24 protein-coding genes are annotated in these 23,331 nt (G+C 62.0%); 7 read left to right on the forward strand and 17 right to left on the reverse strand.

Features of this window, described 5'->3' with window-relative positions; translation table 11 throughout:
- Positions 1-716 precede the first annotated feature (716 nt).
- The 3 genes from ACLFKU_RS30180 to ACLFKU_RS30190 form a co-directional block, all read right to left on the reverse strand.
- Entirely contained in the window at positions 717-2,216 is a 1,500-nt protein-coding gene (locus ACLFKU_RS30180) for a trypsin-like peptidase domain-containing protein (RefSeq protein ID WP_410851541.1), read from the reverse strand.
- Between the two features lie 286 nt (positions 2,217-2,502).
- Positions 2,503-3,414: a sterol desaturase family protein gene (locus ACLFKU_RS30185; protein ID WP_410851542.1), complete on the reverse strand. Its 912-nt coding sequence runs from the start codon at positions 3,412-3,414 to the stop codon at positions 2,503-2,505.
- Between the two features lie 313 nt (positions 3,415-3,727).
- On the reverse strand, positions 3,728-4,276 hold the full coding sequence (locus ACLFKU_RS30190; RefSeq protein WP_368585733.1) for a carboxymuconolactone decarboxylase family protein: 549 nt from the start codon (positions 4,274-4,276) through the stop codon (positions 3,728-3,730).
- Between the two features lie 329 nt (positions 4,277-4,605).
- Here ACLFKU_RS30190 and ACLFKU_RS30195 point away from each other — a divergent pair, with 329 nt between their 5' ends.
- Entirely contained in the window at positions 4,606-5,436 is an 831-nt protein-coding gene (locus ACLFKU_RS30195; RefSeq protein ID WP_410851543.1) for a 3-keto-5-aminohexanoate cleavage protein, read from the forward strand.
- Positions 5,437-5,691: 255 nt separating this feature from the next.
- Positions 5,692-6,600 (forward strand): LysR family transcriptional regulator, encoded by a 909-nt coding sequence (locus ACLFKU_RS30200; RefSeq protein ID WP_410851584.1) that lies wholly within the window; start codon positions 5,692-5,694, stop codon positions 6,598-6,600.
- Positions 6,601-6,639: 39 nt separating this feature from the next.
- Here ACLFKU_RS30200 and ACLFKU_RS30205 read toward each other — a convergent pair whose 3' ends face one another.
- The 5 genes from ACLFKU_RS30205 to ACLFKU_RS30225 form a co-directional block, all read right to left on the reverse strand.
- On the reverse strand, positions 6,640-6,954 hold the full coding sequence (locus tag ACLFKU_RS30205) for a four-helix bundle copper-binding protein (RefSeq protein ID WP_410851544.1): 315 nt from the start codon (positions 6,952-6,954) through the stop codon (positions 6,640-6,642).
- A 59-nt stretch (positions 6,955-7,013) separates the two neighbouring features.
- Positions 7,014-7,721: a succinate dehydrogenase/fumarate reductase iron-sulfur subunit gene (locus ACLFKU_RS30210; RefSeq protein WP_368585736.1), complete on the reverse strand. Its 708-nt coding sequence runs from the start codon at positions 7,719-7,721 to the stop codon at positions 7,014-7,016.
- A gap of 129 nt (positions 7,722-7,850) precedes the next feature.
- Positions 7,851-7,997, reverse strand: coding sequence for a hypothetical protein (locus ACLFKU_RS30215; protein ID WP_368585737.1), 147 nt, complete (start codon positions 7,995-7,997; stop codon positions 7,851-7,853).
- 101 nt (positions 7,998-8,098) lie between these two features.
- A complete protein-coding gene (locus tag ACLFKU_RS30220) occupies positions 8,099-8,359 on the reverse strand; it encodes a hypothetical protein (RefSeq protein ID WP_368585738.1) in 261 nt (86 codons plus the stop codon).
- Between the two features lie 398 nt (positions 8,360-8,757).
- Entirely contained in the window at positions 8,758-11,049 is a 2,292-nt protein-coding gene (locus tag ACLFKU_RS30225) for an FdhF/YdeP family oxidoreductase (protein ID WP_410851545.1), read from the reverse strand.
- Positions 11,050-11,163: 114 nt separating this feature from the next.
- Here ACLFKU_RS30225 and ACLFKU_RS30230 point away from each other — a divergent pair, with 114 nt between their 5' ends.
- Positions 11,164-11,640 carry a hypothetical protein gene (locus tag ACLFKU_RS30230; RefSeq protein WP_410851546.1) on the forward strand — a complete coding sequence of 159 codons (477 nt, stop codon included), beginning with the start codon at positions 11,164-11,166 and terminating at the stop codon, positions 11,638-11,640.
- Positions 11,641-11,749: 109 nt separating this feature from the next.
- Here the strand turns inward: ACLFKU_RS30230 and ACLFKU_RS30235 are convergent, their stop codons facing one another.
- From ACLFKU_RS30235 to ACLFKU_RS30270, 8 genes are all read right to left on the reverse strand, one after another.
- Positions 11,750-12,082 (reverse strand): Rieske (2Fe-2S) protein, encoded by a 333-nt coding sequence (locus tag ACLFKU_RS30235; protein WP_410851547.1) that lies wholly within the window; start codon positions 12,080-12,082, stop codon positions 11,750-11,752.
- A gap of 1 nt (position 12,083) precedes the next feature.
- Entirely contained in the window at positions 12,084-12,440 is a 357-nt protein-coding gene (locus tag ACLFKU_RS30240) for an SUF system Fe-S cluster assembly protein (protein ID WP_410851548.1), read from the reverse strand.
- 27 nt (positions 12,441-12,467) lie between these two features.
- Positions 12,468-12,917, reverse strand: a complete 450-nt coding sequence (gene sufU / locus ACLFKU_RS30245; RefSeq protein WP_368585743.1) for a Fe-S cluster assembly sulfur transfer protein SufU — start codon at positions 12,915-12,917, stop codon at positions 12,468-12,470.
- Entirely contained in the window at positions 12,914-14,167 is a 1,254-nt protein-coding gene (locus tag ACLFKU_RS30250) for a SufS family cysteine desulfurase (RefSeq protein ID WP_410851549.1), read from the reverse strand. Before ACLFKU_RS30250 ends, sufU begins: the two co-directional genes overlap by 4 nt.
- On the reverse strand, positions 14,164-15,489 hold the full coding sequence (sufD, locus tag ACLFKU_RS30255) for a Fe-S cluster assembly protein SufD (RefSeq protein ID WP_410851550.1): 1,326 nt from the start codon (positions 15,487-15,489) through the stop codon (positions 14,164-14,166). The genes ACLFKU_RS30250 and sufD overlap by 4 nt, the downstream gene beginning before the upstream one ends.
- A gap of 42 nt (positions 15,490-15,531) precedes the next feature.
- Positions 15,532-16,314 carry a Fe-S cluster assembly ATPase SufC gene (gene sufC, locus ACLFKU_RS30260; protein ID WP_410851551.1) on the reverse strand — a complete coding sequence of 261 codons (783 nt, stop codon included), beginning with the start codon at positions 16,312-16,314 and terminating at the stop codon, positions 15,532-15,534.
- A 14-nt stretch (positions 16,315-16,328) separates the two neighbouring features.
- Positions 16,329-17,777, reverse strand: a complete 1,449-nt coding sequence (gene sufB, locus ACLFKU_RS30265) for a Fe-S cluster assembly protein SufB (protein ID WP_368585747.1) — start codon at positions 17,775-17,777, stop codon at positions 16,329-16,331.
- Between the two features lie 107 nt (positions 17,778-17,884).
- Entirely contained in the window at positions 17,885-18,037 is a 153-nt protein-coding gene (locus ACLFKU_RS30270) for a hypothetical protein (protein WP_410851552.1), read from the reverse strand.
- 295 nt (positions 18,038-18,332) lie between these two features.
- Here ACLFKU_RS30270 and ACLFKU_RS30275 point away from each other — a divergent pair, with 295 nt between their 5' ends.
- Positions 18,333-18,641 carry an EthD family reductase gene (locus tag ACLFKU_RS30275; RefSeq protein WP_368585749.1) on the forward strand — a complete coding sequence of 103 codons (309 nt, stop codon included), beginning with the start codon at positions 18,333-18,335 and terminating at the stop codon, positions 18,639-18,641.
- Positions 18,642-18,701: 60 nt separating this feature from the next.
- On the opposite strand, the gene ACLFKU_RS30280 is transcribed toward ACLFKU_RS30275, so the two are convergent.
- Complete coding sequence (locus ACLFKU_RS30280; protein WP_368585750.1) at positions 18,702-19,019, reverse strand: hypothetical protein; 318 nt, start codon at positions 19,017-19,019, stop codon at positions 18,702-18,704.
- A gap of 755 nt (positions 19,020-19,774) precedes the next feature.
- Here ACLFKU_RS30280 and ACLFKU_RS30285 point away from each other — a divergent pair.
- The 3 genes from ACLFKU_RS30285 to ACLFKU_RS30295 all read left to right on the forward strand — a co-directional run bounded on the left by ACLFKU_RS30285 (position 19,775) and on the right by ACLFKU_RS30295 (position 23,320).
- A complete protein-coding gene (locus tag ACLFKU_RS30285) occupies positions 19,775-20,917 on the forward strand; it encodes a porin (protein WP_410851553.1) in 1,143 nt (380 codons plus the stop codon).
- A 12-nt stretch (positions 20,918-20,929) separates the two neighbouring features.
- Complete coding sequence (locus ACLFKU_RS30290) at positions 20,930-22,657, forward strand: tannase/feruloyl esterase family alpha/beta hydrolase (protein WP_410851554.1); 1,728 nt, start codon at positions 20,930-20,932, stop codon at positions 22,655-22,657.
- Positions 22,658-22,804: 147 nt separating this feature from the next.
- Positions 22,805-23,320: a hypothetical protein gene (locus ACLFKU_RS30295; RefSeq protein ID WP_368585753.1), complete on the forward strand. Its 516-nt coding sequence runs from the start codon at positions 22,805-22,807 to the stop codon at positions 23,318-23,320.
- Positions 23,321-23,331: the final 11 nt, after the last annotated feature.

The raw sequence follows: 23,331 nt of genomic DNA on the forward strand, positions 1-23,331 counted from the left end.
TGTGACCGACTGCGGCGCAGCAGGCTCCGGAGCAGTTTTAGCGCCATGATCGGACGGACCGGAAAACGCCGGCGGGGCGAGTTCAGCACCGCCAACCGCGGTTGGGTGGGTGGGAGGCGACGGCGGTAGCGCGACATGCCCGAACCATGTCGTGTGTGGCGCTGGCGACGTGGTTTCGTTAATCCCGAGCGCCTGATCATCGTCGAACCGATCGATTTGCGCGACCACACCCATGACCGCGACAGCCAACGCGCTTGCCGACGCAGCCCAAAGCGCGAGGTGTCTGCCACGCGAAGGCTGTGCGGTATTGATCTCTGCATCCGGGCTACCGGCACCCGAACCCGGATCGTTTCGCCTGGTCCTTCCATTCACTACGTTCATCTGCCGTCCCCTTTACGGAGTGCTCATCGAAATGAGCCGCGGTTCGGCCTGTTCGCCCACGGTTCCGTCACGGCAATGGGGAGCCGTGAACCCGCTTTTCTATCCTAAGCCTTTGAGCTATGGAAACGCCCGCCATCTTCGTGGCCGATCTTGACTGGCGACCGGAATCGCCGTCCGGCGCACCTCTGCGCGATCCCTGTACAGTTGGCGGCGACGCATGCAAGTGGAGCATTCGCTGTGCCTGTTAGGTCGCACCTCAATGAAGTTGTGAGATCGTCGCCACCTTGTCCGCCTTGCGTCATGAGGCAGTTTGCACGCGCATCGCGCAGCGACGGTCACCTGAGCGTGACGGAGACAAACCGGCGAGCATTTTGACGCTGGATCAGCACCGATATCGCTTTCTTCGCCTTTTCTTCCACTGCACTCGCTTGCTCCCGGGATTCGATCAGCTCACCATTGAACGACAGGACGATATCGCCAGCGCGTATGCCAGCGGTCGCCGCAGGTCCAGTCACCTGGTCCACCATCATCCCTTCCGGAAGATCATTCGCCCGCTTCTCGTCGTTGTTCAGCGGATGCATCGTCAAGCCAAGGCGATCCGGTGCGGCGCTTGCAGTTTGGGCCGGAGCGGGATTCGACGCTGCACCAGGGGCTTGCACGGCGCTCGGGGTTTCGCCGCGCGCGCCGACGATGATTTCAATCGTCATCGGCTTTTGGCTGCGGATCAGCGTGAGCGTCGTCTTCGTTCCGGGCTGCAGCCCGCCGGCATACTGGGCCAGCTCGGCCGAGCGAGCGATCGTCCTGTCGCCAATCTGCCTGATCACGTCGCCAGGCCTAAGGCCACTCGCGGCGGCGGGCGTACCAGGCGTGACGACGTTGACGAGCGCCCCGGCCGGCCGTTGCAGGCCAATGGCCACCGCCAGCCCAGGTCCGACGTCCTGAACCTCTACACCAGCAATGCCCGCCGGTCCGTTGCTCTGGGTTTGCAACTGCGCTCGCACCTTATTCGCCATGTTGATCGGAATCGCAAACGTCAGGCTCGGGTACCGCTCCGCGTCCGGATAAACCTGCACGTCGATGCCGATCACCTCGCCCACGCGGTCAAACAGAGGACCGCCCGAATTGTCGGGACTGGCGGCGACCTCGGTTTCGAAAAAGGGAAAATTGCTGCCGTCCGGCAACACTCGCGAAGTGGCGCTAACAATGCCAGTCGTAACGGTGTTCTGGTAACGGTCGGGCGATCCGATCGTCAGCACCTGTTCACCGACACGCACGCGCGACGAGTCACCGAGCTTGACGGCCGGCAGCGTCGCGGCATCGATCTGAATCACCGCAACGTCGCTATCTGTGTCGACGATCAGCACCTTGCCCTTGAACTCCCGCCGGTCCGTCAGACTGACCGTGACTTCGTCCGCCTGATCCACGACATGTGCGGTGGTCAGAATGAGGCCATCGGGGCTGATGATGAATCCGGAGCCGGTGCCCGTTGTCACGCGAGCAATATTGCGTTGCGGCTCCGGGGATTGCGGCGCGACGCCGCTGAAAAACGCGGCGATCGGATCGTGGGGGCCGATGTCCTCGGGGGGCGACGCGGAGGTTTGCTTCTCTGGCGCCGTTGCGCGGATATGGACTACGGCGGGCCCGTATCGCTCGACCATGGTGGGGAAGTCAGATGGCGTCGTGGCATTGGCCGGTGCAACCAACTTCGCGTCAGCAGGCTGGGGTGACGCGGTGCCGGCGGCGAGCGCAGCTGGCAAGAGGCACGGACAGCCGCCCAGAAGTCCAGCTGCCACCGCAGCATGGAGCAACGTGCGATTCAAGGTCCGGCGGAACACGGCGCCTCCGAGGCGGTCGTCATCGCAGCGTATCGAAGTCTGAAGCGACCAAGGGCCAACAGCGATGGCGAACAGAACAGACGCTGATGAATAATTTTATGCCGCTGGCGGCGCTCCGGTGTGACTCAGCTCACCAACGAAAGCAAGATCACCCAGTTCTAGCGCGCCAGAATATAGAGAATGACGTGAATGACCGAGACAGATCGATACCACCCAAACCACCTACGAATTTCACGAGTCGCTTGACCGCGGACCGGTGCAATTTCGTACCTTCCTGACTAAAGCTTTAGCCGTTGAGCGCTCCCGTCGCGCCGGGTTGTTTGCTCTTGCGGCGCAGTTCTTCCGTCGTTTCGCCTCCGCCGTCCGGCAGCCAGCCCGGCGGCTGGATCACGTGATTGATCGCGATCCACGGGCTCTTCGCGTTGACCATATCGCGAATTAGCGTGGCCCAGTGCTCGAACTCGACGACGAGCGGGTTGCGCGACGTGGTCGGCGTCACGAGACCGTAGCGGCACGGTTCGTCAGCGCGTTCTTCCACGTAGGTGCCGAACAGCCGGTCAAAGATGATCAGTACGCCACCGTAGTTCGCGTCCAGGTAATCGACGTTCGATGCATGGTGCACACGGTGGTGGGACGGCGTATTGAACACATATTCGAACCAGCCCAGCTTGGGTATGTACGTGGTATGCAACCAGCCCTGGTACATAAGATTGAGGAACAGCGTGAGCAGCACGACCTCGGGCTTGACCCCGAGCCATACCAGCGGCGCGAAGAACAGCGTCGAGCCGGTCAGTTTGCCGGTCAGGCCGAGACGGTAGGCCGTTGAAAGCGTCAACTGGTTCGGCGAATGGTGCACGGCATGCGTGGCCCAGAAGAAGCGCACACGATGCGACGCACGGTGATACCAGTAGTAGCAGAACTCCATTCCGATGAAGAGCGCAAACACCATGAGCGCGCTATTGACGTCGACCGTAAAGATACGATGGTCGTAGACGAAGCTGAAAACTGGCGTGGCGACCGAGATCGGCAGCAGTGATATCAGCCTGCGCGCGGCCAGGTCGAACAGCGAGATCCACACCTCGTGCCAGGCAAATGGTGAGGACGCACTCTTCCTGCGGCTCAGCACGACTGCTTCGATCAGTGAAACGACAACGACGACGCCGGTGACGACGAGAAGAAGTTTTGTGAAGGATTCCATGACGATGCCATATCGGGTGGTGGCGGGATGTATCGTCTGCGGTGACGAGGGGTCAGTGCATCGCATCGATACGCGCACTTTAGACAGGGTTCTCGTGACTGGCTACGTAAAAGGTATTTCACCGCGTGTCATGGGATTGGGGAGGCTTCCGGCGGGGGCTTCGGGGGGATTCACCCCCTAAAGGAAGGTCCGCGAACAAGATTTTCCCCGTGACGATCGCAGATCGGCGTTGCCCTTTCCCGGCAAGGAAAGGGCTTTACCAGGCCTTCCGCGGCGGCGGGTTCTATTGCTATTCACGCCGCCGAAACTCGCATCAAGCCTTCCATTCGTACGGCTGCAAGAGTTCTTCGAGCGGCGGCTGGGTGACGCTCGCGGTGTAGTTCGTCATCGTCGAGGCAGCGACCACGAGCACGACATCAAGCACCAGCGCCTGATCGAAGCCCGCCTCGGTGAACGCGGCGATGTCGTGGTCGTCGATGCGGCCGCGCTTTTCGATCAGCGTGCGTGCGAGGCGCGACAGCGCCGCAAGCCTGGCGTCCTGCGGGAAGCGGCGTTCGCGGATCGCCTGCACGTCGGCCTCGCTCAGGCCTTCCTTGAGCCCGAGGAATGAGTGGAAAGCGACCGGCCAGGCGGAGCCATTGGTCACCGCATTGGTGAGCAGCAGTACCTGCATCTGCTGTTCGTCGAGGTTGCCGCCGTGCGCCTGATTGAACACACCCAAGAGGGCAGTGATCAGCCTCGGTGAGCCCGCCATTTTGGCAGGCATATTGGGCACCATACCGAAGATCTCGGCGAGGCTGTTCAGCGCGGGCTTCGATTGTTCGGGTGCGGATTCGAGCGTATAGGTGGGAAAGTTGGCCATGGTATTTCCTTGAGGGTCGAGGTGTGTCGCTGACAACGTACAGGCGACATGCGCAGACTAGTCAGAGGCGCGAGTCCAGCCAATTACATGGCAGGTAATAAAACGAATCACACTATCCACGGGTCGCGCCGAGTCAGGCGATGTTCCGCCGCTTCGCCCTCGCTGACTTCGGGAGCACCCTGACCGAATCATTTCAACAAACTTACATCGCTACTGCACGATTATCGGCACTACCACCTGCGTACCTGTCCCCTTCCCCGGCAATATAAGTTGCACCCTTTTTGAACTAGACTTGGAAAATACGAAAATCGGAAACGGGAGTGTTAGCCATGAGTGAACCGTGCATCATCTCCGTTGCGATCACTGGCTCAGTTCCGCGCAAGAAGGACAACCCGGCTGTGCCGATCACGATCTCCGAGCAGATCGAAAGCACGCAGGAAGCGTACGAAGCCGGGGCATCGCTGGTTCATCTGCACGTGCGCGACGAACAGGAGAACTCGAGTTCCGACCGCGCGAGTTTCGCCGCACTTCAGGAGGGCATCCGCAAGCATTGCCCCGACATCATCATTCAGTTTTCGACAGGCGGCCGTGGCCGTTCGTTCGAGCAACGCGGCGCGATGCTCGACCTGCGGCCGGATATGGCGTCGCTCGCAACGGGTTCCGTCAATTTCCCGACTACCGTCTATGAAAATCCGCCGGACTTCGTGCGCGCGCTTGCGCAAACGATGCTCGACTACGATATCAAACCCGAAATCGAAGTCTTCGATCTGGCGATGCTGTACAGCACGGCAGATCTCGTCCAGCAAGGGTTGCTGAAGTCTCCTGTACACGTTCAATTCGTCATGGGTGTAAAGAACGCGCTACCTGCGCGTCGCGAGATTCTCGAGTTCGAGGTCCAGCAACTCAAGACGCTACTGCCGGATGCAACATGGACCGCCGCGGGTATCGGACGGCATCAGTTGGAGGTCAATCATTGGACTCTTGAAATGGGCGGGCACTGCCGCACCGGTCTCGAAGACAATGTGCGCTGGGACAAGGACACGCTGGCAAAGAGCAACGCGCAACTCGTTGCACGGGTGGCCGCTTTGTGTGACGAATATGGCCGGCCGGTGGCAAGTGCGGCCAAAGCGCGTGAAATACTCGATCTTCCTGCGAGATAGGCCGACGGGACGGGCTACTCGCTCCCGTCTGGCGTCCGCGTAAGGGGACGCTCGCGTGCTGGCAACCTCAAGAAATTCAAGACCTGGTCGACGACGCCAGGACACGAAAGCGCCGCACTGACGAAACGAGTGCCCGGTGCCAGTCATTCGACTGGCTCCGAGCCGTAGATATTCGCTCCATGCTCCAGGTTTTGCAGCCCGCCCGCATAATCGCGCTACGATACGCGTCGCACTTTGTCGAATCTCATCCCCCTCATGCTCGAACGCTTTCATCTCACCCTGATCCGAGAAGTGGACCGGCAGGGGTCGCTCACCGCAGCAGCCGGTGCGCTGCATCTGACGCAATCAGCGTTGAGCCATACCGTCAGGAAGCTCGAGCAGCAGCTCGGCACGCCGGTCTGGGACCGTGACGGCCGCAACCTGCGCCTCACTCAGGCGGGCCAGTATCTGCTGTCGCTCGCTGAACGGCTGCTGCCGCAGTTCGAGCACGCCGAAGCGCGCATGAAGCAATACGCGAACGGCGAGCGCGGCACACTGCGCATCGGCATGGAATGTCATCCGTGTTACCAGTGGCTGCTGAAGGTCGTGTCGCCGTACCTCGCGCGCTGGCCCGATGTCGATGTCGACGTCAAGCAACGCTTCCAGTTCGGCGGCATCGGCGCGCTGTTCGGCTACGACATCGACGTTCTCGTCACGCCTGATCCGCTGAAGCGGCCTGGCCTCAGCTTCGAGCCCGTGTTCGACTACGAGCAGGTGCTGGTGGTGGCCGACGGGCATCGGCTGGCCAACGCGCGTTACGTGGAGCCCGAACAGCTCGTGGATGAAACGCTGATCACCTATCCGGTCGACACCGATCGCCTCGACATCTACAACCTGTTCCTGCGCCCCGCCGACGTCGCCCCGCGCCGTCACAAGACGATCGAGACCACCGACATCATGCTGCAGATGGTCGCAAGCAAGCGCGGCGTGGCCGCGTTGCCGCGCTGGCTCGCCGAGGAATACGCGGACCGTATGCCGGTGGTTAGCGTAAAGCTCGGCAAGGCCGGCATCGCCAAGCAGATTTTTCTCGGCACACGCGACGCGGATGCGTCGCTCGACTATCTGGCTTCGTTCGTCGAGTTCGCACGCAAGTCGAACTGGAAGGGCTCGAAGCCGCGGCGCTAGAGGTTGCATATCGCGGGTCACGCCCGGACCCGCGTTCCGTCATAGCGCGCGACACGCTTCCGCGCCGCGGCGACACGCATCGCTGCAATCCTGGCAATGCTGCGCCGGATGACGCGCGCATTCGTCGGCGCAGACGTCGCACAGGCGCGCGCAGAAGTCGCAGAAATCGCGCATGAACTGCGTGTCGCGCGCGAGGGCCTCCGACGTCAAGCGGCACAGCGCCGCGCAATCCATGTCGAGCCGGATGCATTTTTCCATTTCATCGATATGCCGCTCCGCGATGCACGCGGAGTAACACCGGGTGCAGGCGCTCGCGCAATGGTCGAGCGCGTCGATACAGTCCTGGGGGGTCATTGCGGTTCCTTGGCAGCCTCGTAGCGCAGTAAAACAGCAAGCGCCATGCCGTCTCGAGATCACACCGTGCGACGCGTGAGCATCGTGCGTATTTCGCCGATCGCGCGCGCCGGATTGAGCCCCTTCGGGCACACGTCCACGCAGTTCATGATGGTGCGGCAACGAAACAGCCGGTAGGCGTCTTCGAGATTCGTCAGTCGCGCGGCCGTGTCCTTGTCGCGCGAATCCGCGATGAACCGGAAGGCCTGCAACAGACCCGCGGGACCGACGAATTTGTCCGGGTTCCACCAGAAGCTCGGGCACGACGACGAACAGCACGCGCACAGAATGCATTCGTACAGCCCATCGAGCTGGTCGCGTTCCTCCGGTGACTGCGGGCGTTCGCGCTCGGGTGGCGGATCGTCGTTGACGAGCCACGGCTTGATCGAATGGTATTGATTGAAAAACGGCGTCATGTCGACGATCAGATCGCGGATCACCGGCAAGCCTGGCAATGGCCGCAGCACGATGTGCTTCGGCAGTTCCTGCATGTTGGTCAGACACGCTAGCCCGTTCTTGCCGTTGATGTTCATCGCGTCCGAGCCGCAGATGCCCTCGCGGCAAGAGCGGCGATAAGCCAGCGACTCGTCCATCACCTTGATCGCGCCGAGCACGTCGAGCAGCATGCGTTCGCCGTGCCCCAGTTCGACCTCGTATTGCTGCAGCCGCGGACGTTCGTCGGCGTCGGGGTCGTACCGGTAGATATCGACAGTTCGAAGATCGTTCATGGTCACTCCGATGGCGGAGCGCACGGACGCCCCGTCGCACTGCGAGCAGGCGCTCCACGCCCGCTCGCTGCAGAGGATGAGATGTGGGTCGTGAGGCATGCGCCGCGGTAAAGGCCGCGGCTGCGCGCGTCAACCGTCCTCGCCCACTTCCTGCGGCTCGGGCAGATCGGGGAGGTCTTCGGTGGTTGGCGGCTCCGGTTCGCCCGGCATGTTCGGCAGGTCCGTGTCGTCGTCATTGGCGGGCGTCTGTTGCACGGAAGGCTGCGTTGCGCTCATGGTCTGCTCCTTCAGGTTTCGTTCGATATGCCTGTCAGTGAGCATGCCGCAGACCCGCGAGCACCGCATTCGGCCAGGGACGCCAATGCGGCGCATCTGCGTCATGGGATCGGCATCGGGCGATTGGTTGCCGCTCTGTCCCGAGCGCCGCTTTCGAGTGCCAGCAAGCGGCCTATGAGCTCGCCCTTGAGCTGATTTAGCAGCGACAGCTCCCGGCGAGTCGTGTCGAGCGCATCGCGCAGCAGGGGCTCGTCGCTCCGCGCGAGGCTTCCTTCCATTTTGGCCAGCGCGGATGTTCGCACCCTGATCTCGGTGCTTACGTTGATCATCTCCGCCAGCACATCTTCAATACGTTCTGTCATCGTCTCCCCCAACCTTCGGGTTGTTTACCTTCACATTCGACGCGTAAGCCTCCTTCGAGCGGTGCTCCGTGAAAAAAGGCGATCACCCGGCATTGCGGCGTGATCGCCATTAAGCGCTTCTAGAGAAACGCTGTCCCCGAATCCGTAGGGGACGTCGCAGTATAGGAACAGTATGTCGCGCCGTGCTATGTCCTTAAGTATCGGGTAACGGACACCCGGTCGGCCCCACACCCGTCCGCAACTCATGAGTTATCAACACGCGGTGCGTCTGTCTGTGCGCCGCGGGCGCGACTATCATAAAGGTGGGCACGCGCTTATCATGCCCTTCACGCGCTGCCCGGGTGTAATTCAGCGGCCGGCACAGGTAACGATGCCGGCCTTTTTGTGTCAGCGCTGAATCATCGAGTGGCCGCCAGCACGCGCACCGGAATCGACTTCGCACCCGGCACCTTGCTCTCCTTCGCGTAGTGCCAAAGCGGCAGCAGCGGATTGCATTCCGGGTAATAGCCGCCGATGCATCCCTGCGGCACGTCGAACGGAACGACCTTCAGCCCCTCGACACGGCGCTCGACGCCATCGTCCGCGATCGTCTCGAGGCCGATGCGGTCGCCGTGTGCGAGCCCGCGCTTCTCCATGTCGGCGGGATTCATCAGGATCACCATGCGCGAACCCTTGATGCCTCTGAAGCGGTCGTCGAGGCCATAAATTGTCGTGTTGAACTGGCTGTCGCTGCGCAGGGTCATCAAGCGCAGCGAATCGGGCTCACGCTCGGGCATGTCCGGATCTTCGCCGATCGAAGTCGGCACCATGAATTCGGCCTTGCCGCTCCTGGTCTTCCACTTGCGTTCGCGCGCGGGCAGCGGCCGTATCACGCCGCCAGGTGTCCACATGCGCGCCTCGAAATCAGCGAACATCTCGGGCCACGTCTTCGCCATTTCCAGCCGTACGCGCGAATAGTCGTCGCGCCATGCATCCCAGTCGACGCTCGAGCGCTCGCCGAGCGTCGCCTTAGCGATGCCCGCGACGATGAACGGCTCCGAGCGGATCGTCGGCGCGGCCGGTTCGACCATGCCATGCGAGCCATGAAAGTGCGCCGTGCTGTCTTCCATCGACACCGCTTGCGCGCCGCCCGCCTGCCGGTCGATCTCGATGCGGCTCAGACACGGCAGCAGGTACGAGCGCTGGCCGTGCACCAGGTGGCTGCGATTGAGCTTGGTCGCCACATTGACGGTCAGCCCGAGCGCGGCCCACGCAGGTTCGGTGCGCACCCGGTCGGGCACCGAGCGCACGAGGTTGCCGCCGAGGTTGATCATCGCGTTGACCTTGCCATCGAGCATCGCCTCGAAGGCCTCGACGATGTTCATGCCTTTCTCGCGCGGCGGCTCGAACGAAAACTGTTTGGCGAGCTGATCGAGCGGCGCGAGTTCCGGCTTTTCGGTGATGCCGACCGTGCGCTGACCCTGCACGTTCGAATGACCGCGCACCGGCGACGGCCCCGCGCCGGGCTTGCCGACATTGCCGCGCAGCAGCAGCAGATTGCACAGCATGCGCACGTTCTGCACACCCATCCGATGCTGCGTGAGACCCATGCCATAGTGGATCATCACCGCGTTCGCCTTCATGTATTCGTCGGCGGCCGCTTCGAGCGCGGCGCGCGGCAGGCCGCTCACGCGCTCGATGTCGTCCCAGCTCGCCGCGCGCGCGTACTGCGCGAACTCCTCATAGCCGTTCGTATGCTCGCGGATGAAATCGACGTCGACGACGCGCGCGCCGCCCGTACTGACCGCGCGATCGTCCGCTTCGATCACAAGTTTGCAGATCCCGAGGATCGCGGCGGTATCGCCCCCCGTCTTCACCTGATGGTATTGGGTGCTGATCTGCGTATCGGCGGGTGTGAGCATGTCGACCGGCGACTGCGGGTTTGCGAAATGCAGCAGCCCCGGCTCGCGCAAAGGATTGAAGGTGATGATCGGCACGCCGCGTTTGCGCGCGTCCTGCAACTGATGCAGCATGCGCGGGCTATTCGTACCGACGTTCTGGCCGAAGAAGAACATCAGGTCGGTCTTCTCGAAGTCGTCGAGCGAGACTGTGCCGACGCCCACGCCGATCGCTTCCTTGAGCCCGACGCTGGTGCTCTCGTGGCACATGTTCGAGCTGTCGGGCAGATTGTTGGTGCCGTACATGCGCGCGAAAAGCTGCAACATGTACGAGGTTTCCAGCGATGCGCGGCCCGACGTGTAGAACACCACGCTGGCCGGGTCGAGCGTGCGCAGCTCGGCGCCGATCTCCTCGAATGCCTGCTGCCACGACACCGGCACGTAGCGGTCGGTAGCCGGGTCGTAGCGCAGCGGCTCGGTCAGCCGCCCCGCTTCCTCGAGATCGTGGTCATGCCACTTCGCAAGCTCGCTGACAGTGTGGACCTCGAAGAAATCCGGCGTTACGCGTTTGGCCGTCAGATCCCACGCGGTGGCTTTCGCGCCGCTTTCACAGAACTCGAAGGTATGCGGATCGGCGGGCTTCGCCCACGAGCAGCTGACGCACATGAAACCGTCGGGCTTGTTCTGATGCATCAGAACCTGGCTATCTTTCAGCGGCGCTTTTTCGCGAAGCAGGATCGTCGCGACCGCCTTGACGGAACCCCATCCACCCGATGCGTAGGGATATGCAGCGCTTTTGGCTTCATTGCTCATGAGTCCACCCGTCTGGTCAAAAATGTCACGTCATGATGGGTTAGCACGTCACGTTCCCGGCTACTGCGTCGAGGGGTACGGTGATTGCTACCCGTTCGCGAGGACGGGGAGGTGGTGGGCATGCTGACTGATCGGGATATCGTGACGCGTGCGGTATCGCCAGGAGCGTCGCCCGAGGAAACGATAGAAGGGATCGCCAGTGGCGAACCGGGCTGCTGCTACGAAGACGACGACGTCCAGGCCGTCAAGGACAGGATGGCGGACGCGCAAGTCCGCCGGATTCCGGTCGTCGATCCTTGCCACGCGCTCCGACGACGAAATTTCTTCAACGCTGGGGGCGATTTCCACGCCTTGCGAACCGGAGCGCTAAAGCGGCTATACGTGCCGGGCATTCAACAGCCAGCCATTCGACGGGTGCCGGCGTCGGCTGATCTATCCCCGGCGTACGTAGTGATCGGATACAACGTGGCGCCCGTCGATCCATGCGATCGCGAGTTCCGTCGCCTGGACGTGAGCGTCGTTCGGCTCCGCGAAATCGCCGTCGACGCCCAGCGTCCGCGTTTCGCCTGTCTGGTCGGTCACGATGGCTGACGCCCGATAGCGATCGCTGGGCCCGGGAGTGACGACTGATCGGATCAGCAAACCGCGGTACTTGGTAACGTGATCGGTTTTCATAGAGTCTCCCGGGAGAAAGTCTCGTTCACGAAGCACTGTCGTCGTCGCGCGCGTCGCGCACCTGTAGCACACCAGCCTCGATGCGCACCGGAAACACTGCGACGTCTTCGTAGGCCGGCGGAGCCAGCACCTTGCCGGTCCTGATACAAAAACGGGCGCCATGGCGAGGACACACCACTTGGTCATCCTCGACGGCACCGCCAGTCAGGATGCCGCCGTCGTGCGGACAGCAATCTTCGATCGCGTAGCAGACGCCATCGAGATTGAACACCGCAACCTGTGTGCCATCCACGTCTACGCTGCGCACCGAACCAGGCGGGAAATCCGTCATCGCCGCGACATCGACCCAGTCTGCCATGTCAAAGCATCCCCAATTGCAGACGGGCGGCTTCCGACATCCGCTCTTTCGTCCACGGCGGTTCCCACACCAGCTCGACCCGTACCGTATTGACGCCTGCCACCGAATAGACGACATCTTCGATCGTCGCCGGAAAGCTCTGCGAGACCGGACAGCCCGGCGCCGTTAGCGTCATGCGAATGGACACGCTGCCCGTATCGCCGTCGACGTCCAGACCGTACACCAGCCCCAGATCGTAGATGTTCACCGGAATTTCCGGGTCGAACACCGTACGCAGCGCGTCGATCACGCGCGAGCGCAGGTCGGGGTCACTGGGCTCCGGCCCGTCTTCCCGTTTCAGCCAGTCGAATGCGCTCATCGTGTTCACCTCGTTTCCTCCACTACATCATTCCGTCGAGATGGTGCCGCACTCGTCATGCAGCGCCGCATGGAGCGTGTGCCATGCGAGCGTCGCGCACTTCACGCGCGCGGGGAATTCGCGTACACCCGAGAACACGGCGAGCTTGCCGAGCTGCGAAGACGCGCCCGCTGGCGGCGCCGTCATCATCATGTCGTGAAACGCCCCGAAGAGCGCCTCCATTTCCGATTCCGTGCGCCCCTTAAGCGCTTCGGTCATCAGCGAGGCCGAGGCAATAGCAATCGCACAACCTACTCCCTCGAACCCAACGTCCGTCACGACGCCATCCTCGATGCGCAGATACAACGTGATGCGGTCTCCGCACAAGGGGTTATAGCCCTCCGCCTTGTGATTCGCATCCGGCAGCCGCCGACGGTTTCTCGGTCTCCGGTAGTGGTCGAAAATCACTTCCTGGTACAGGTCGCGCAGACTGCTCATTGCCCAAATACCTCCTGCACGTGCGCCATTGCCTTGACGAGTGCCTCCACGTCGGCCCGCGTGTTGTACAACGCGAACGACGCGCGCACGGTTGCCGGCACGCCGAAGCGCTCCATGACGGGCATCGCGCAATGATGCCCGGCGCGCACCGCGACGCCGTGCTGATCGAGAATCGTACCGACGTCGTGTGCATGCACGTGGTCGAGCACGAACGACAGAATGGCTGCCTTTTCGGTTGCGGTACCGATCAGCCGCAGATGTGGCACCGCACGCATTGCATCGGTCGCATACGCGAGCAGCCCGGCCTCATGTGCGCCGATCGTTTCGGTGCCGATTGCACTCACATAGTCGAGCGCCACCGCGAGCGCGATCGCACCGCAAATGTCCGGTGTGCCCGCCTCGAACTTCCAGGGAATGGCGTTGTAGATGGTCTTGTCGAACGTCACCGAGCGGATCATGTCGCCACCGCCCTGCCACGGTTCCATCGCCTGCAGTGTGTCCGCCTTGGCGTACAGCACGCCGATTCCCGTCGGCCCATACGCCTTGTGCCCGGAGAACGCATAGAAATCGCAATCGAGCGCACGCACGTCGACACGCAGATGTGCAACCGCCTGCGCGCCGTCGATCAGCACGGGCACGTCGCGCGCGTGCGCGACCTCGATCATCCGCGCGACCGGGTTGATCGTACCGAGCGCGTTCGATACATGCGTGATCGCCACGATACGCGTACGCTCGCCGATCATCTGTCGGTAGGCATCGACATCGAGCGCGCCGCTGTCATCGATCGGCACGACCTTCAACACCGCGCCCGTCTGCTCGCATACGAGTTGCCACGGCACGATGTTCGAGTGATGTTCCATCGCGCTGATCAGGATCTCGTCGCCGGGCTTCGCGAGAGGACGCACATAACTCTGCGCAACCAGGTTGATCGCCTCCGTCGTGCCGCGCACGTAGACGATTTCCTCCGCGCGCGCCGCATTGATGAAGCGCGCAATCCGTTCGCGCGCAGCTTCGTACGCGTTCGTGGCGCGCTGCGACAACTCGTGCACGCCGCGATGTACGTTCGCATTCGTATGCTCGTAATAATCGCGCTGCGCGTCGATCACGGCCGAAGGCTTCTGGGTCGTCGCGCCGTTGTCGAGATACACCAGTGGGTTGCCGTGTATCAGCTCGCGAAGAATCGGGAAGTCGCTTCGCCAACGCGCCACCGTATCGTCGTCCGGGATCATCACAGGTTCGATCGGTTTCATACCAGTCCCCGAATGCGCTCGCCTTCCGGCGTGCGCGCGAGCAGCATTTGCGTCAGTTTGTGGCGCACCGCCTCGATGCTCACGTGCTCCACACTGCTGCGCGCAAACGCCCAGATCAGCAAAGCCCGCGCAACCCGTTCGTCGATGCCGCGTGAGCGCAGATAGAACAGCTGGTTCTCGTCAAGCTGGCCTACGGTTGCGCCATGCGTGCACTTGACGTCGTCGGCGTGGATCTCCAGTTGCGGCTTCGTGTCGATCTGCGCATCGCGCGACAGCAGAAGATTGAAGTTCGACTGATGCGTGTCGGTCTTCTGCGCGTGACGGTGCACGATCACGTTGCCGTTGAATACGCCATGTGACGCACCGTCGAGCACGCCGCGGTAGTGCTCGCGGCTCGATCCAGCCGGTTTCTCGTGATCGATGCGCGTGTGATGATCGACATGCTGCCTCGCGGTCGCGACATACAGCCCGTTCAGCTCGGCGCGGGCATCCACGGCCTGCAGCCGTGTGCCGATCTGCGTACGAGAGAGTGCGCCACCGAGTGCGAACGAGTGCGACGTGAAGCGGCTCGCACGCTGTTGCGAGGCATCGACATGCGCAATATGGAACGCGCTGCGTGCTTCATGGTGGACGCGGCAATGCTGCACGTCGGCCTCGTCGCCTGCCGCGATCCTGGTGACGGAATTGACCAGATACGCGTCGTCGGAGAAACCGGCAAACTGCTCGACGATCGAGCACCGCGAGCGATCCTCCGCCAGCACCGTGTTGAAAGGATGTACCGCGAGACCCGCCTCGTCGGTGAGGAACAGCATGACGAGCGGCCCATCGATCGCACAGTCCGGCGGCAACAGGACCACGTAACCGTCGCTCAGAAACGCTGTGTTCAGGGCCGCGAAGCCATCGTGCGGTGCCTGGTGCTCAATGACGGCCTTCAGGCGCTCCGGTATCTCCCGGATGGCCCGCGTGAGACTGCCGACAAATGCGCCGTGCGGCAAAGACGGCATGCGCGACAGCTTCGGCATATGGCGGCCGTTGACGAACACGAGCCGACCCGCCGTCCTGTAGGGCACGAGATCGTCGACGATGCGCTCGACGTCCAGGTCGTCGCTGGGCCGCGGCGTGAAATGCCATGACCGCTTAGCGATGGTCGCCACATTCGTGTACTTCCAGTCTTCGAGCCGAGTGGTGGGAAAGCCAAGCCCTTCGAATTTTTCGAACGCCTCGCGCCTCGCGCTGCGCAACCACGGAAGTTCCGCACCGGGCAGCGTGCTCGACAGGGTCTGGAAAGCCTGATGGAGGTACTCGAGCGTCGGTTCACTCATTTGACGTCTACTCCTCGCGATCTCACGTATGACCGCCTCGTGTCAGTACGGGTCGGGTGGGCCGGAATGCGGCCCGTTCGGCGCATCCTCACCGAGCCATCCATAACCCTTGCGCTCCAGTTCTAGTGCCAGCTCGCGCGTTCCGGATTTTGCAATACGCCCCTTTGAAAGCACGTGCACGCAGTCAGGCACCACGTATTCGAGCAGACGCTGGTAGTGCGTGACCAGGACGATTGCGCGGTCCGGGTGGCGCATCTGATTGACGCCTCGCGCAACCACTTGCAGCGCATCGATATCGAGGCCCGAATCGGTTTCGTCGAGAATCCCGAGGCGCGGCTCCAGCACCGCCATCTGCAGCACCTCGTTGCGCTTTTTCTCGCCCCCTGAAAACCCTTCGTTGACCGCGCGATGCAGCAGGCTTTCGTCCATCTGCATAAGCGCCATTTTCTCCTTCACCAGTTGCAGGAATTCCATTGCATCCAGTTCGGGTTCGCCGCGGTGCGTACGCTGTGCGTTCAGCGCGGCCTTCAGCAGATACACGTTGCTGACACCCGGTATTTCGACGGGGTATTGAAACGCGAGAAAAAGCCCTTCGCGTGCACGCTCCTCCGGCGCGAGCGAGAGCAGGTCACGGCCCGCATACCGCACGCTGCCACCTGTTACGCGGTAATGCTGATGGCCCGCCAGCACGTTGGCAAGCGTGCTCTTGCCCGAACCGTTCGGCCCCATGATGGCGTGCACCTCGCCCGCGTTCACACGCAGATCGACCCCGCGCAGGATCGGCTTGCCTTCTACTTCAACGCTCAGTTTGCTGATTTCTAGCATGACCGTTGTCCCTGTCAGCCCGTGCTGCCTTCAAGACTCACGCCGAGCAGCTTTTGTGCTTCGACGGCGAACTCCATGGGCAGCTCCTTGAGGACCTCCCTGCAAAAGCCGTTGACGATCATCGACACCGCTTCTTCCTCCGAAAGGCCTCGCTGTCGGCAGTAGAAGAGCTGGTCCTCGTCGATGCGCGACGTCGATGCCTCGTGCTCGACCTTCGCGGTGGGGTTTTTCACCTCGATATACGGAACCGTGAGTGCACTGCATCGATCGCCGAGCAGCAGCGAATCGCACTGCGTGTAGTTGCGCGCGTCCTCCGCCGAGCGGGCAATTTTCACTAGCCCACGATAGGCGTTCCTGCCGTGGCCGGCGGAAATGCCCTTCGACAGGATCGTGCTGCGCGTATTGCGACCCAGATGCGTCATCTTCGTGCCGGTGTCAGCCTGCTGATAATTGTTGGTGAGCGCCACCGAATAGAATTCGCCGACTGAGTTGTCGCCTTGCAGGATCACGCTCGGGTATTTCCACGTGATGGCGGAGCCTGTTTCGACCTGCGTCCACGAAATCTTCGAGTCTGCTTCACGGCAATCGCCACGCTTGGTCACGAAGTTATAGATGCCGCCGCGCCCGTGCGCATCGCCCGGATACCAGTTCTGCACCGTCGAGTAGCGGATTTGCGCACCCTCCAGCGCGACCAGTTCCACCACGGCAGCATGCAACTGGTTCTCGTCGCGCATCGGCGCGGTACAACCCTCCAGGTAACTGACGTAGGCTCCCTTGTCCGCGATGATCAGCGTTCGCTCGAACTGTCCCGTGTTTTGCGCGTTGATGCGGAAGTACGTGGAAAGTTCGATCGGGCAACGCACGCCCGGCGGGATATAGCAGAACGAGCCGTCGCTAAAGACCGCGGAGTTCAGTGCAGCGAAAAAGTTGTCGGTATGCGGCACCACTGAGCCGAGGTATTGCCGCACCAGTTCAGGATGAGTCTGCACCGCTTCCGAAAACGGACAGAACACGATGCCGAGCGCGCCAAGCTTTTCGCGAAACGTCGTCGCGACCGACACGCTATCGAACACCGCATCCACCGCGACGCCCGCGAGCATCTCGCGCTCTTCGAGCGGAACGCCGAGTTTCTCATACGTGCGCAGCAGTTCCGGATCGACATCCTGCAGACTCTTCGGGCGATCCTTCGGACCAATCGGCGCCGAATAATACGCAATGTCCTGATAGTCGATAGGTGGGTGCTCAACCGATGCCCAATGAGGCTCGTTCATGGTCAGCCAGTGCCGGTAAGCCGAGAGGCGCCAGGCGAGCATGAAGTCGGGTTCACTCTTCTTTGCTGAAATCAGACGGATGACATCTTCAGACACGCCGCGCGGCAACGTGTCCGACTTTACATCGGTCACGAATCCGTGGCGGTATTCGCTCCGGATCAGCTCGTCGATTCTCGATACACTTGAACTCATGCAGACCTCCGCTTTCAGCGTTGCGGCGGCCGGATCGCGCGTTTGGGGCGATCCCGGAATCAAGTGTGCTTAGCGGCTTGCCGGCTGTCCTGATCGCTGCGATCGCGTCAAACAGCGTGTTCCGTCTGGCGACTGCCGTAGCCAATAGCGGATACGAGTGCTTCGGCGAGTCGGCCAGTACTCTGCACGGTGTCCGGATCGCGTGCCAGGGTGATCGCGGTCACCGTGACATGGTCGGCAAGCTTGCTCATGCGCAACATGATTGAGCCTCCGCGAACCGTACCTGTTTGGTCTGGTTTCATATCCAACCCTAGCACCCGGTCGCCGCTGATAAAAGAAAGACATCACTGCGGGTGTACGTTCTCGCTGCTGTTCGCCAATTCGGCCTTGTCGCAGCTTGCGCCGAGGTATGAGGATTGCTGAGCTTGAACTCTCGCGAAGGTGTCATAGACTCAACGAGCTGTCCATCGGCTCGACCGCATGCGGTGTGACGCATCTGCGCCCAGCTGGAGGAGCAAACCACCCTTTCAAGGTCCACTTACAGGAGACGGAACCATGGCCCAGCTCGTCGCGCTTTACAAGAAACCAATCGATACCAAGGCGTTCGATGACTATTACGCGTCGACCCACGCGCCACTGGCGAAGACTTTGCCGGGCCTGAAAAGTTACGAGATCAGTGCGGGGCCGGTGGTGTTGGCGCAAGGCGACTCGCCTTACCATCTCGTCGCCATGCTTCGTTTCGACTCGGTCGACGCTATCAAGTCGGCCTTTGACTCGCCCGCAGGACAGGCGACTGCGGCAGATCTCGGCAACTTCGCGCAGGCAGGTGTAGATCTTCTGATCTTTGACACCAGAGAAGCGTAATGCGCGCGACCCTGGCGTAGTCGAATGCCGGTGCCGGAGCGGATCACGCGTCGAGGCGAATTACCGTGAACAACGTTCCAAAGCAGCTACTGCTCTCTGGGTCGCTTCGACGATTTCCACGCACTCTGCGTGATAACGGGTGTGCTCGATCGTCGAACACTCACCGGCGCGGTTCACTTGCGCAAGATCGGCGCGAGCTTTTTCCAGCGCTGCCGACGGTGACCCATTGTCCGCAATCAGCTTCGCCAGATCGAAGACGGTGCCGGAAGACAGTTCCACGTATGCCGGGCAAGCCGCGCTGGCGGCGCCGCTGTACATCGAGAACCCGGCAATAGCGGATACGACGAGTCGTGCGACGCTTTTAGTCAAATTACTCATGGCAACATCCTGTTTGCCCCCTACCCGGGCCCAAGCCGATTCGTGTGTTGTTTTTATAACTCCAGCGTCCACGAAACGGCCGCAAAAATAGCCCTGTCAGTGCCGAAATTCCCCGCAAGCTTGCGCCTCACTTCCATCCTGGCGCTGCGTGCCTGCCGCATCCTGCATTCCCGCTCCAAGTCTATGAGATGGAAGACAGGGCGCGAACGCATCGCAAACCCGCTATCAACGGACTAAAGCTTACTCGGACACAGGGCTGTGCAGGGGAATCGGGTCGCTGGAATGTTGCGATGACGCCCGACGTACACCGCGTCTTCGGCTGCTTCGTCCCAGATGGCGACGGGAAAGCAGTCGAAACTTGCGTCGCGATGCTGGTAGGCGGTCGCGGACCCGGCAACGCGGGCAATCGCTCCCCGCAGCTGTAACGCCAGCGGCGATGACAGCGAAGGCGGACGCGACCGGGCGGTTCACTTTTTCGCTAGCAGCCAATTCCGCGCCTCCGAACCCTGGGGAATCTACCGAATACTTCGCGCTTGCGTTGTCAGGGTGCCTGATATCAAATACGGAACTATCACGACGGACGGAAGGGCGCGTCTTTCAGGACGCGCTTAATTTTAACCATAGTATCAGCCTACCTGATATTGGGTTGCCGCGTTCATGCCGCTGCGCCGGCCCGAGCGAAAGACTGAGTCGTACCCAAGATCCACAACCGCAGTTCAACACAAAAAACAAACAACAGGTCCGGAGATATCACCATGCAATTGAAGTCGACTCACGTCCTCATGTTCGGTGCGCTCTGCGCGATGAGCGCAGGAGCCCTGGCGCAATCGAGCGTCACGTTGTACGGCATCGTTGACACAGGGATCGAGTATGTCTCGCACGCCAACGCGAACGGCGACAGTGTCGTTCGCATGCCGTCCGTTACCGGAGAGTTCCCGTCGCGCTGGGGGCTGCGTGGCAACGAAGATCTAGGCGGCGGCTACAGCGCTGTCTTCACACTCGAAAGCGGCTTCAACATGCGCGATGGCAGTTCTGGACAGGGCGGCCGTCTGTTTGGACGCCAGGCGTTCATCGGCGTGAAGAGCCCGTATGGGACGCTCGCGTTCGGCCGTCAGTACACGATGACCTATCTCGCGATTCAGGGCGCCGACATCATCGGTCCGGACATTTACGGCATGGGCTCGCTGGATGCCTATGTGCCCAACGCGCGCACCGACAACTCGATCACCTATCTCGGCTCGTACAAAGGCTTTACGTTGGGCGTGGGTTATTCATTCGGACGGGACGCGGCGGGTACCGGCAACTCGCCGGGACAAGGAACCTGTACCGGCTCCGTTCCGGGCCATGCCACGGAATGCCGCGACTGGTCCGCAATGCTCAAGTACGACTCGCAATATTTCGGCGCTGCCGCGTCGTACGAGGAGCAACGCGGCGGCGCGACCGCAGCCGCCAACTTCTTCGACGGTGTTGCGCCAATACCTCTGATCAACGCCGCGGACAAGGACGCCCGGACGCAACTGAGCGCCTATGCGCAGTACGCAGGCGCGAAGATCGGCGCAGGCTGGATTGGACGCCGCGTAGTGACCCAGTCGCCGGCCGTACCCAATATCCGTTCGGACCTGTTCTTCCTCGGCGCTTCGTACATGGTCACGCCTGCATTCCTGCTCGATGGCGAAGTGTTTCGCATCATCAATAGCGACCAAGATACTCGCGCAACGATGGGAACGTTACGCACCACCTATCTGCTGAGCAAGCGTTCGTCGGTCTACGCGCAGGCTGCGTATCTGGCGAATAGTGCGAAGGCGCGCTATTCGGTCAGTGGCGGCGGTAGCGGGACCACGCCGGGCGCGGGCATGGGTCAAACGGGCGTGATGGTCGGCATCAAACACATGTTCTGATACGGGTCGAAAATGAAACGAACTTCAATTGCTGTGTGCGTATCGGCCGTGTCCGCGATGCTGACGGCTTGCGGCGGCGGTTCCGACTCTCTATCCACCAGTGCGACGCAATTGCCTCGGCTCTCCGCCGCACAACCCGCGACGCTGTCGGGAGACTGCGCCGCGCTCGCCGCCAGGTTGACGTTTGCCAACGCGACCTTCACCTCCGTCACCGACGTGCCGGCCGGAACGCTCACGGTGGCGGGAAAGTCCGTCCCCGAACATTGCGTGATCGAAGGGAAAATGAATCAACGCACGAGCGCCGTTGACGGCCAGACTTATGCGATCGGTTTTGAAATGCGGCTGCCAATCGCGTGGAATGGCCGCTTTTTCTATCAGGCCAACGGTGGTCTCGACGGCAATGTGACGCCGGCGACGGGGGTGCTCAGTGGCGGGGGCCCGCTGAACAACGCGCTGAACATGGGTTTCGCCGTGATCAGTTCGGATGCAGGTCATTCCGGGTCGCAAAACCCGTTGTTCGGTCTCGATCCGCAGGCGCGTCTCGACTATGGCTATAACGCCGTCGCTACGCTCACGCCGATGGCCAAGCAGGTGATCAGGTTGGCCTATGGCAAGGGCCCCGACCGCAGCTACTTCGAAGGCTGCTCGAACGGCGGCCGACATGCGATGGTGGCCGCAGCCAGGTCTTTCGCGGATTACGACGGCATCATTGCCGGTGACCCCGGCTTTCATTTACCCAAGGCGGCGATCGGAGAGTTGTGGAGCGCGCAACAGCTCGCTACCGTCGCGACCGCGACGACCTCGTCGGGCATTGCCGATATCACCACCGGCTTGACGACCACTGAAAGGCAACTGATCGCATCGAAGATCATCGCGAAGTGTGATGCGCTCGATGGCGTGGCGGACGGAATGGTCCAGGACATCAAAGCGTGCCAGGCAAACTTCAATCTGGCCACTGACGTACCGACGTGTTCGGGCAATGCGCGCGACGGCACCTGTCTTACGGCGGCTCAAAAGCAGGCCGTTGGAAATATTTTCTCTGGGGCGAAAAACAGCGCCGGGACGGCGCTCTATGCGAGCTTTCCGTACGACGTAGGTATCAACGGATCAGGCTGGGCCGCGTGGAAGCAAGGCAATTCCATCAGCCTCGATCCGGCCGCGGCAGCCTTCGTATTTACCTCGCCGCCGCAAAGCGCTTCGGTCCTGGGTTCGATGGGCACCTACGGTCTGAACTTCAGCATGGACAGTGATGCGCCGAAGATCTTCGCCACGAGCGGCGTCTATTCCGAGTCTTCGTGGTCATTCATGACCCCGCCGAACGAGACCGATCTGAGCGGTCTGCGTAGCCGGGGCGCGAAATTGATCGTCTATCATGGAACGAGCGATCCGGTGTTCTCGTCGAACGATACGACCGACTGGTATCAGCGCCTCTCGACGGCTAGTGGCGGAGACGCAAGCAATTTCGCGCGGCTCTTTACGGTAGCAGGGATGAACCACTGCAGCGGCGGTCCGACGGCCGATCAGTTCGACATGCTGACGCCCATGGTGGCATGGGTCGAGCAAGGGCAAGCCCCGAACCGGGTCATCGCGACGGCTCGCGACACCAGCAACGCGATTCCGAATGCCGAAGTGCCAGCTAGCTGGGGTGCCGGGCGCACGCGTCCGCTCTGCGCGTATCCGAAGGTGGCCCGATACACCAGCGGCGACGTGAACTCGGCAAGCAGTTTCACTTGCAGCTAGGGCACTGACCGTGCGAGGGGAACCGGCGCACTCGGCTCCGGCCGATGCGTCGTCCCGTCCGTGCGGAACGCGCCATGCTGCTCCTCGCACATACCTCTGTCCGCGATCATCGGGCGTGCGTTTGCGCGCCCGCACCGGAGCGCTGCCATGAAAACGCGCGAGTACAAGATCGGTTCGCCGTGGTATCAGGCCATCGGCGCGACGCTACGCCGGGCCGTCCCATCGGGGCTGCTGTCCGGCTGTCTGTCGGCGGCGACGGCCTCGGCGGCATCCACTGACGCATCGGGCAGCCCGCTCGCACCGATCAATGCGGTCACCCACTGCATGTGGCCGCAACGCGCGCTGCGCGAACGCGGCTTCAGCATCCGCCATACGGTGACCGGCTTCGCGATCCATCAGGCGGCCGCCATCTTCTGGGCAATGCTGTTCGAGCAACTCGTTGACCGGATGGCCGGCCCTGTGCCGTCACGACGGCCGGGCGCCGCCGCGCTAGCCGCCGCCGCCACCGTGGCAAGCGCGTATGTGGTCGACTACAAGGTGGTGCCCAACCGGCTCACGCCTGGATTCGAGGCGCACCTGTCGCGTCGCTCGCTCGGCAACGTCTACCTGGTGCTCGGCGCCGGCCTGCTCGCGGCCGCGCTGCTGCGACGACCCGATCGATGAAGACTGCGCGC

It is taken from the genome of Paraburkholderia sp. EG304, from assembly GCF_046543485.1.
In the GTDB taxonomy this organism is placed as follows: domain Bacteria; phylum Pseudomonadota; class Gammaproteobacteria; order Burkholderiales; family Burkholderiaceae; genus Paraburkholderia; species Paraburkholderia youngii.